Origin of the sequence: Kitasatospora sp. NPDC086009, assembly GCF_044540385.1 — a bacterium.
Taxonomy (GTDB): Bacteria; Actinomycetota; Actinomycetes; order Streptomycetales; family Streptomycetaceae; genus Kitasatospora.
Window position 1 is genome coordinate 1 of record NZ_JBITSA010000032.1, and the last position, 9,922, is coordinate 9,922.

At 74.5% G+C, this 9,922-nt stretch carries 7 protein-coding genes; 3 read left to right on the plus strand and 4 right to left on the minus strand.

From position 1 onward, the window contains the following. Positions 1–376: 376 nt before the first annotated feature. The 4 genes from ACIF6L_RS37230 to ACIF6L_RS37245 form a co-directional block, all read right to left on the minus strand. Positions 377–1,210, minus strand: coding sequence for a DUF6585 family protein (locus ACIF6L_RS37230; protein WP_396490795.1), 834 nt, complete (start codon positions 1,208–1,210; stop codon positions 377–379). A gap of 104 nt (positions 1,211–1,314) precedes the next feature. Beyond that, a complete protein-coding gene (locus ACIF6L_RS37235; RefSeq protein ID WP_329491079.1) occupies positions 1,315–2,394 on the minus strand; it encodes an alpha/beta hydrolase-fold protein in 1,080 nt (359 codons plus the stop codon). 74 nt (positions 2,395–2,468) lie between these two features. Next, positions 2,469–3,611 carry a serine hydrolase domain-containing protein gene (locus ACIF6L_RS37240; protein WP_359839937.1) on the minus strand — a complete coding sequence of 381 codons (1,143 nt, stop codon included), beginning with the start codon at positions 3,609–3,611 and terminating at the stop codon, positions 2,469–2,471. Between the two features lie 223 nt (positions 3,612–3,834). After that, positions 3,835–6,357, minus strand: coding sequence for a helix-turn-helix domain-containing protein (locus tag ACIF6L_RS37245; RefSeq protein ID WP_396490794.1), 2,523 nt, complete (start codon positions 6,355–6,357; stop codon positions 3,835–3,837). Between the two features lie 91 nt (positions 6,358–6,448). On the opposite strand from ACIF6L_RS37245, the gene ACIF6L_RS37250 reads away from it, so the two are divergent. The 3 genes from ACIF6L_RS37250 to ACIF6L_RS37260 all read left to right on the plus strand — a co-directional run. After that, the gene (locus ACIF6L_RS37250; RefSeq protein WP_396490793.1) at positions 6,449–6,754 is read left to right on the plus strand and encodes a hypothetical protein; all 306 of its coding nucleotides are present in this window, start codon (positions 6,449–6,451) and stop codon (positions 6,752–6,754) included. A 157-nt stretch (positions 6,755–6,911) separates the two neighbouring features. Continuing rightward, positions 6,912–8,108, plus strand: coding sequence for a DUF4185 domain-containing protein (locus tag ACIF6L_RS37255; protein ID WP_359839943.1), 1,197 nt, complete (start codon positions 6,912–6,914; stop codon positions 8,106–8,108). A 70-nt stretch (positions 8,109–8,178) separates the two neighbouring features. Beyond that, the coding region (locus tag ACIF6L_RS37260; RefSeq protein ID WP_396490792.1) for a glycoside hydrolase domain-containing protein at positions 8,179–9,922 on the plus strand (1,744 nt) is incomplete at its 3' end.

Here is a 9,922-nt window from a genome sequence, read left to right on the forward strand (position 1 = left end):
GCCACAGGTTTGGGGGTGTGAGGCCGGGCACATCGTCGACGGTGGGTGACGGGGTGTCGGCGGGGGGTGTGGATCGTGGGGGGTGGGGGTCCGGGCTCGGGTGGCGCGCACCACAGCCCTCACCCGACGCCCGGAGGACTGCTACCCACGGTGACGATGTCGGGCCCCGAAACGGCGGGGCGCCCGGTCCCGCGCCGGTACGCCGGTCAGTTCGCGGTGTCCCGGACGTCGTCCGCCGGCGCCGCCCCCGGGCTCCGGTCGGCCCGCAGCCGCGACCCGGAGCAGCTGGCGGAGCGGCGCCCCGAACGCGGCTGGGGGCGGATCGACGACCGGCGGGCGCCGGCCCACCCCCGTGGGACCGGCACCCGCCGCGTCGTCAGCCCGCCGGCCGGCCGGCGGAGCGCCGGAGGTGTTCGGCGAGGGCGAGGAAGACGAAGAAGTTCGGGATCGTACTCACGGCGGCGTGGGTCAGGGCCCGCCACCGGCCGGCGACCCTGAGCTTGACGAAGCCGTCGAAGACCTTGATCTCCTGGATCTCCTGCCACTGCGCGGACTCGCGGGCCGAGCCGACGGCGTCCGCGGTCAGCCAGAGCCGGCCGAACTCCAGCCGCCCGCCCGAGTCCAGGGCGGCGACCGCCCCGGGGAGCTGGGCCCGGGTGACGGCCTGCTGGAGCGCGGGCCCCCACTCCCGCGGGTTGCTGAATCCGCCCTTCTCGGCGACCTCGCCCGACCCGTCCGCCCGGCCGCGCAGCACGACCTTCGCGCCGTCCACGTCGGTGAGCGTGTACTCGTAGGACGTGTAGCCGCCGACGCCGGTGTGCCGGACGGTGTTCTGGAGGACGGACGTGCTCTCGTAGCGGACGGCGTGGACCCGGCCCTTCACCACGGCGGTGAGACCGCGCTCGTGGAGGTCGAGCCGGACGCCCTGGTTCTTCGCCGTCGTGGACCGTTCCTTCCAGATGCCCAGCGGGACCAGCAGCAGCAGTCCGAGCGGGATGACCGCCAGCGCCGCCGCCTCGGTGAGCGAGAGCACCAGCGCCAGCCCCCCGAGGACCACCGCCCCGGTCACCGCGCAGCCGAGCGAACTCGCCTGCGACCGGGTGCCCGGGTAGACCGCCACCCGGTCACCCAGCCGGTTGCGGACCGCCGCCTCGTCGATCAGCGTCAGAAGCTCGCTCCGGCCGTCCGCGAGGCCGTCCTGTCCGGTCATGCGCTGTCCTCTGCCTCGTGTTCGGGGTGTTCGTCGCGTCCGTGGTGTTCGCGGTGACCGGGTGGGCCCGCCCCGGCGGTCCGGGCCCACCGGTCGGCCGGGGCTCAGCCCGCCCGGTCGAAGGCGGCCTGGAGCCGGGGGACGTAGTCGGCGAGCGCCGGCGCCCAGCAGCCGTAGTTGTGGCCGCCGTCGCAGGTGGGCGACAGGGTCGAGCCGTCGCCGTAGTCGACGTAGCGGCTGGCGATGCCGAGCTGGTTCAGCCGGGTCCGGACGGTGTCGGTGGCGATCGCCGTGAAGTGGTCGATGGGCCCCCGGTCGCCGGTGTAGAGGGCGACGTCGGTGGCGGCCAGCTTGGCCAGGTTGGCGCCCGCGGCCGGGTTGACCTCGTTCCAGACGTGGTCGGCGCCGAAGACCGGGTACGGCGAGCCGAAGATCGCGTCGCTGTCGACGTAGGGCCCGTAGCCGACGCACTGGCCGCTGCCGGAGGTGCTCACGGCGCACCACGCACCCGGGAGGTTGAGCTCGGTGGCCAGGACCGTGGCGCGGATCTCGGTCATGCCGAGGTCGATGCCGCCGGACAGCGAGGCGACGTGGCCGAACAGGTCGGGCCGGAACTCGGCGTAGCGCAGCGCGCCGTAGCCGCCCATCGACAGGCCGACGACGGCCCGGTGCGACCGGTCGCCGAGGGTGCGCAGGTTGGCGTCGATGAAGGGGACGACCTGGCTGGTGTGGAAGGTCTGCCAGTTGGCCGCGCCGAGCACGGTGTTCTGCATGACCCAGTCGGCGTACCAGCCCTTGAGGCCGCCGTCCGGGACGACGGTGATCATCGCGTCGGAGTGCAGGGCGGGCGCGGCCGCGACGTCGTCCACGGTGCCGGCCCCGCCGTGCAGGAAGTACGTCACCGGCCAGCGCCGGCCGGGGTCGGCGGCGTAGCCCCGGGGGAGGAGGATCCGGATCTTGTGCGTGCCGGAGAGCTGACCGGTGGTCACGGTCAGCGTGAAGTCGGTGTCCGAGTGCACGTCGGGGGCGCCGACCTGGGTCAGGCCGAACCCGTCGGTGAAGGTCGGCGGGGCCGGGTCGGCCGCGTGCGCGGGCGCACCGACGAGCAGCGCGGACACGGCCATCGCCGCGGCGACGACGGCCGCCCTGGCGTGCCGGCGCCAGGCGGGCGGGAAGGAGGTCATCGAAGGTCCTCTCGGGGTGGGTGCAGGGGGAGCGGGCCCCGCGGCCGGGCGACGGACGGGGGCGGGGCGCGGTGCTACAGCGCGCAGTAGGCGTCGACCGTCGCCTTGCCGGTGTCCTGCTGGCCCTTCGTCCCGGCGAGCAGGTGGAACTCGTTGTTGGCGCGCGCGACCTGCTTGGCGCCGTCGTCGCTGGTGTACCAGTCGCTGAAGTAGCCCAGTACGGCGCCGTTGTGGCTCCAGGCCCACTGGCCGCACGGCAGCTGCACGTGGATGATGCCCAGGCCGTAGCCCACGGTGCCGTCGGCGGTCACCGGGACGGTGGTCTTGAGCTCGGCCTCCTGCGCGGGTGCCAGGAGCCGGCCGGTGACCAGGGCCCGGGAGAAGGCCGTCAGGTCGTCCAGGGTCGACACGATCGCCCCGGCGGGCCCGAAGGTCTGGACGTCGGAGACGGTGACGTCCCTGATGCCGATGCCGATCACCGGGTACTCGTAGCCGTGCAGGTGGTTGCCGGAGATGGTCGGATCGCTGGTCGGGAAGGTCGTGTCGGCGAGGCCGAGCGGTTCGATGATCCGCTGCCGGATCTCGGTGGCGGCGTCGTTGCCGGTGACGGCCTTGATCACCATGCCGGCCAGGACGTAGTTGGTGTTGGAGTAGCTCCACTGCCCGCCCGGAGTGCCGGTGGGCCGGTGCTGGGCGAGGCCGAGGTTCACCAGGGTCTGCGCCGGCCAGGCCTTGGTGGGCTCGGTGTTCAGCGCGTAGGACAGCGCGAACCCGGTGTCCTTGGCGTAGTCGGGCAGGCCGGAGGTGTGGTTCAGCAACTGGCGGATCGTGATCGTGCTGCCGTCGTAGCCGTTCGCGGCGACCGCGCCGGGCAGCCACTTCGCGACGGTGTCGTCGAGGGACAGCCGCTGCTCGCCCTCCAACTGGAGCAGCACGGTGGCGGTGAACGCCTTGGTGTTGCTGCCGATCCGGAACCTGGCCTTCGGATCGGCGGGCACCCTGGTGGACAGGTCGCCGACGCCCGCGTGCACGTACTGGGTGGTGTCACCCTGGCGGACCAGGCCGATCACGCCGGGGTATCCGTCGGCGACCCCCTGCTGGGCGCCGGCCTGGAGGAGGCCGGCGGCGGTCGGGGTGTCGGCGTGCGCCGGCCCGGCACCGGCGAGGGCGGCGAGCGCCAGCGCCGCGCCGGCGGCGGTCAGACGTAGGGGTTTCATCGGACTCCTCGGGCTGCTGCGGGTGGTCATGGCGGCGCGCGGTGCTCGCGACCGGTCCGGTGGGCCCGGACCGTCGGCGCGGCGCCGACCTGGTACCCGTGATCCTGCGGGCCGGCCGCCCCGGCGGACAGGCCATCGCACCGGCCACATGTGACCGGCCCCGCTCCGGCCTGCGGATTCCCGCGCCCCACCCGGGCGGCGCCGGCGGGCCGGGCGCCGGCGGTCACGGCGTACCGGCCGGTGCGGGCGGGAAGGTGGCCGGTGCGTACTTGCCGTGCTGCTGGCGGAAGGTGCGGCCGAGATGGTGCTGGAGCCGCTCGTGCCGGAACTGGTAGACCGCGCCGGTCTGGCGCAGCACGCCGCGCTGGTAGGCGTCGTCCAGGAACGCGACCGGGCGCCAGGGCAGCCGGCCGGTCAGCGGCAGCCAGACCCGGGCCAGCACCAGCCACTGGCCCCAGGCGGTGAAGGCGAGCAGATAGGCGACCGTCCCGCCGATCCCGCCGACCGCCCCGATGAACAGGCCGTCCGCCAGCCCCCAGTTCAGCGGACCCAGGACGCCCTGGAACAGGTCGACGACCAGGCGCCCGCCGCCGGCGATGGTGAGGGTGAGGGTCGGCGCCAGGACGAGGAACTGCCGGGCCACCGTGGCGCGGTTGGCGCTGAGCAGGCTGACCGGGGTGGCCGAGGAGGTGACGTCCACCGGCGCCTCCAGCGCGGCCGAGAGCCCGAAGACCAGGCCGGCCGCCGACCCGAAGGTCAGCCCGAGGCAGAGCATGTTGATCAGGGTGCCTTCGAGGACGTCCGGGTCGGTCAGCGGGGAGCCCGCGTACAGCGCGCGTTCCAGCGCGAGCGCGCAGGCGCAGCCGACGCCCATCAGGGACCCGCCGAGCAGACCGTCCCCGAACCGGGCGAGGAAGGTGCGGACCGGCCGCCGGCCGAGGCTGTCGTGGGTGCCGGGCAGCCGCAGCCGCACCCGGGACGGCTCGAAGACCTCCCCGCCGCCGAAGGTGATCAGGATCGCGTACACCGACCCGAAGGCGAGCCCGGCCACCGGCCCCATCAGGCTGCCCTGCAGCAGCACCTCGCCGGCCCCGGTGCCGAAGCCGATGCCGAGCAGGCTGACGAACAGTCCGACGAACCAGTCGGCGAGGGCGACGCTCAGCGAGGTGGCCACGACCACGGCCAGGACCCGGGTCGAGCGCGGCAGCGTGTCGCCGAGCTGCCACCAGGCGAGGTCCTGCCGGTCGTGGTCGAGCCGGACCAGGTGGTGCGCGAGGTGGCCGAGCCAGTGCTGGGCGCGACCGGTGTCCCAGTCCGTCGGCCGGTCCGGCCGGCCGGCGGCGTCCCGCTCCGGGGCGCGGCGGCGGTACACCGCGGGGACGAAGCCCGCCAGCAGGTGCTCCTCCAGGGACTTCGCGGTGGGGAAGCGGGCGGCGTCGAGCAGTTCGGCGGGGTCGCGGCCGGGTGTCTCGCTGTAGGCGGTGCGCGCCAGGATCACCATGAGCGGCGTGGTCAGCACCGCGGCGAGGGCGGCGCCCGCCCCGCTCTCCCCGGCGCGCAGCTCGTCGAGCACGGTGTCCCACAGCGACCCGTCCGCGCTCCCGTCCTCTCTCCCGGCGGCGGCGTCGCCGCGGCCGACCGACCGGGCCGTCCGGGGCAGGTAGTGGCCGAGGTCGTCGAGGGTGAGGTCGGCGAGCGTGATGCCGGCCGCCCAGAGCAGCGGCGCGTGCGCCTCCTGGACGGCCTCGGCGAACTCGTCGTGCCGACTGGTGAGGACGAGCGGCAGGGTGGTGGCGTTGAGGGCGTCGAGGGCCTCCCGCCGCAGGCCCTCCGCGATCTCGTCGAACCCGTCGAGGACGGGGAGGACGAGGTCGGCGTCGACCAGCGCGGCGGCCAGCGTCGACCCGTGCGGACCCCGGCGGGCCAGGTGCGGGTGGTCGCGCAGCAGCCGCCCGACCAGCCAGTCCCGCAGCGCGGTGGTGGTCGGGTCCCAGGAGCCGAGACTGAAGATGACCGGGACCCGGCCGGCGGCGCCCGGGGCCTCCAACTGGTCCAGGACGAACCTGATCGTGAGGATCGACTTGCCCGAGCCGGCCCGGCCGAGGATCACCAGCCGCCCGGAGGAGATCCGCCGGTAGACCTCCGCCACGCTCCGCAGGTCACCGCTGAGGTCCATCGGGCGGGAGGCGGCCCCCGGGCCGAGCCGCTGGATGTTCTCCGCACGGTCGGTCAGCCCGGCCGGTGCCCGTTGCCACCGGACCGGGAGCGGGAACGGGTCGTGGACCCGGCGCTGAGCCTCCTCGCGGCGCCAGCGGCGTCTGACCTCGCCGGCCAGCTCCTGCGCGGCGTCGGCCAGCGCGCCGGGCACCGGGCGGGGCGCGGGCGGCGCGGGTGGCGCAGGGGTCTCGGGTGGCGCCGACGGGCCGGGGGCCGGGGACTCGGCGGCCGGGCCGCCGGGTGGAGCGGGCGCCGGTTCGAGCGGCGCGGGAGCCGGCCGGGGCACCGCGGGAGCCGACGCGCCGCGCGCCTCGGCGAGCGTGCTCGCCAGCTGCCGGCGGTCCTCCGCGCTGATGTCGAGGGCGTCGGCCAGCAGATTGACCGTACCCAGTCGATGGTCGCTGGACCTGCCGCTCTCCAGCCGGCGGATGGTGCGCACGCTCACGCCGGAGCGCTCCGCCACCTGTTCCTGCGTCAGGCCCGCCTGGCCGCGCAGCCGGCGTAACAGCGTGCCGAGCTGATCCGTCACCGGGGCGCCTCTCTACTCGCCGGTAATCGCCGGTGAGCCTACCGGTGACGACCGGTCAGCGATGTCCGGCCGGTTGGCCTGTCCACCGAACATGACGAACGCCACAATCGCTGCCTTCGTGCAGGCGCTGTGCGGCGAGAAGCGAGGAGTCGACGTGGCCTACCGCTACTGGTGCGGTGAGTGCAGTTCCAGGACGGCCTGGCTCGGCGAGTCCGAGGGGGAGCGGCAGCAGGTCGAGCACTACGCGAAACGGCATCCCGGCATCCCGCCCGGCGGCCAGGTCGAGGTCGGCAGAAGACTCGACGCCGGTCGCGGCTGGCTCGCGCCGGCCGCGGCCGCGCTCGTCCTGCTGATCGTCGTGGTGGCCGTGGTGGCCGTGGTGGCCCGGTACCGGTAGGCCGCGCCGGCACCGGCCGCCTTTGGCCGGTCCGTGGCCTGTCCCGGCCGGTCGGCCGGAGCCCAGCATGGGCGCCGGGGCCGCACGTTCCCGGGGGGCCGGTGTCCGGTGCCCCGCCCGGCGGCACCCCACCCCTCCCAGCAACCGAAGGAGATCCATGTCCACTTCACCGCAGCCGGGGCAGGCCCTCACCCGGCGCTCGCTCCTGCGGACCGGGACGGGGCTCGCCCTGGGCACCGGCCTCGCCGTGGGCGCCGGGGCCGCCGCCGCCGGGCCCGCCGCCGCGACCAACGGCGTCGGCCAGACCGGCGCGCCCCTGTGCCAGCTGCCCGGTGACTCGGCGAGCCGGTACGGGCTGGGCAGCGGCGACCTGGGCATCCCGTACTACCGGGAGCACGACAACACCTGGGGCTACGTGTTCGGCGACTCCTTCGACACCGGCAACGGCTACCTCGGCTCCCCGGTGATGCTGAACCAGGCGACCTTCGACCGCTCCGGGGCGACCCCGATCTCGTTCAGCTACGCCATGCCCGACGGTTCCGCGGCCCAGCTCCTCGACTACGGCCACGGAACCGACAACGGCCACGGGGTGGAGAGCACCCGGATCCCGAACGACTGCATCGAGTTCGGCGGCCGCACCTACCTCCAGTACACCTCGGTGGCGCGCGGCATCGGCCCGGACCCGCTGCCCGCCGGCGAGGACGGCTCACTGATGTCGGGCGTCGCCCACTCCGACGACTTCGGCCGGACCTGGACCGACTACCCGTACCACTGGCCCGGCCAGGACCAGGGCGTCAACCAGTCGATGTACGGGATGTGGTCCTTCGCCGGCATCGACCCGGACGGCTGGCTCTACATCTACTCCAAGCGCTGGAACGGCACCCACAAGAACACCGCGGACCAGGGCGCGATCCAGCTGTTCCGGATCGACCCGGACGCGTTCCGGGCCGGCGACTTCGGGGCCCAGCAGAACTGGGCGTACGACGGCGGCTGGCACTGGGCCACCGACGGCACCCCGCCGACCCCGCTGTTCGGCCCCGGGAACAACATCGGTGAGTTCTCCGTGAAGCGGATCGACGGCCGCTACTGCATGAGCTACCTCGACCTGACGGACGGTTCGATCTGCACGCGCACCGCGCCCCGGCCCGACGCCGCGTGGTCGGCGCCGGTCCCGCAGATCGTGGTGAGCAACCTCTGGCCGCCGAACCACTGGGGCCGGCCGCAGGTCGAGAGCCTCTACGGCGGCTACATCCACCCCGGCAGCGCCGGTGCGAACTCGCTGACGCTGATCGTCTCCCAGTGGACCGCGCAGGGTGCCTACCGGGTCCTGCAGTTCGACGGGATCCGGCCGTAGTGCGCGCCCCGCAGCGGCCGTCACGGCCGCCCCTCGACACCCCGCGACCCCCGCACCGGAAGGAGTCCCCGTGAGACTCGCCGTCCTGACCAGAGCGCTAATGGGCGCGCTGCTCCTCTCCTCCGCCGTCCTCGCCACCACCGGCCCGGCCGCCGCGGCCACCGACGGCGCCAAGGACGTGACCTACCGGGGCACCACGCTGCGCGTCCCCGGCACCTGGCCGGTGATCGACCTGGACGCGGCGCCGGACACCTGCGTGCGGTTCGACCGGCACGCCGTCTACCTCGGCCGCCCCGGCGAGAACCAGGACTGCCCGTCCCACCTGCGGGGACGCAGCGAGGCGATCCTGGTGCAGCCGGCCCTACCCGGCGCGGAGCGCGGGGCACGGGAGAACACCGCCTCCCGCGAGATCACGGCGACCACCGGCGCGGTCACCGTCACCGCGGCCTACGGCACCGACCGGGCGGCGGTGGCGACCGTCCTCGACCGGGCCGGTCTGCCGCAGCCGCGCCGGACGGCGCAGGCACCGCGGAGCGCGGCCGACCCGGCCGGCGCCGGCGGCATCACGGCCGGCTCCGGCGCGGCGCTGACCGCCGCGGTGGACGGCGGCGCCACCAACTACACGGGCCAGGGCTTCGACCCGTGCGCGGCCCCGAGCTCGTCCACCATGCGCACCTGGATGGACGCCTCGCCCTACGGCGCGATCGGCATCTACATCGGCGGCGTCAACCGCACCTGCGAACAGCCGAACCTGACCGCCGACTGGGTCGCCCGGCAGGCCTCGATCGGCTGGCACTTCTTCCCGCTGTACGTCGGCCACCAGGCGCCGGGCGCCTGCCCCGGCTGCGCCACGATCCCCTCCGCGGCCCAGGGCGCGGCCGACGCCGACGACGCGATCGCGCAGATGTCGGCCCTCGGCTTCCCCCCGGGCACCCCGGTCTACATGGACAACGAGCACTACGCCCCGTCGTACTCGGGCCTGGTCCTGGGCTACCTGTCCGCCTGGACCACGCAGTTGCACGCCCGGGGCTACCTGTCGGGCGTGTACGGCAGTGCCGGCAGCACGATCTCCGACCTGGTCGCCCACTACTCCTCCTACGCGATGCCGGACGTCATCGACTTCGCGGCGTGGCCGGGCAACGGCAGCACCAGCACCTCGGACCCGGCGATCCCGGACCACCTGTGGGCAAACCACCAGCGGATCCACCAGTACACCGGTGGCCAGAACGAGACCTACGGCGGCATCACCATCAACATCGACGCCGACTACCTGGACGTCCGACTGGCGCCCACCGCCAGGGGGTGGGACGACTTCGGCGACGGCCGGCAGAACCCGGCGATCGGCCGGCAGGCCAACGGGGCGATGGTCGCGTTCGCGGTCTCGCCGGACCAGCAGGGGCTGTTCTTCCGCGAGCAGACGACACCGAACGGCGGCTGGGGAACGTGGCAGCGGCTCGGCGGTCCGGTCGGCGGCCTGCCGGTGGTCGGCCGCGACCCCGACGGGCGGCTGGAGCTGTTCGTCCTCGGCCCCGGCCGGAGCAGCGTCCAGCACAGCTGGCAGACCACGCCGAACGGCGGCTGGAGCACGTGGGACACCTCCTTCGGCCCCGCGGCCTCGGGCCTGAGTGTCGGTCAGAACGCCGACGGGCGGCTGGAGGTGTTCGCGGTGGCGCCGGACCGCAGTTCGATCTCGCACATCTGGCAGACGGAGCCCAACGGCGGGTGGAGTGGCTGGAACGGTGACGGCGCCGGGCCGTTCGGGGGCCCGGCCGGTGGTACGCCGGTGGTCGGTCACCAGGCCGACGGGCGGATGG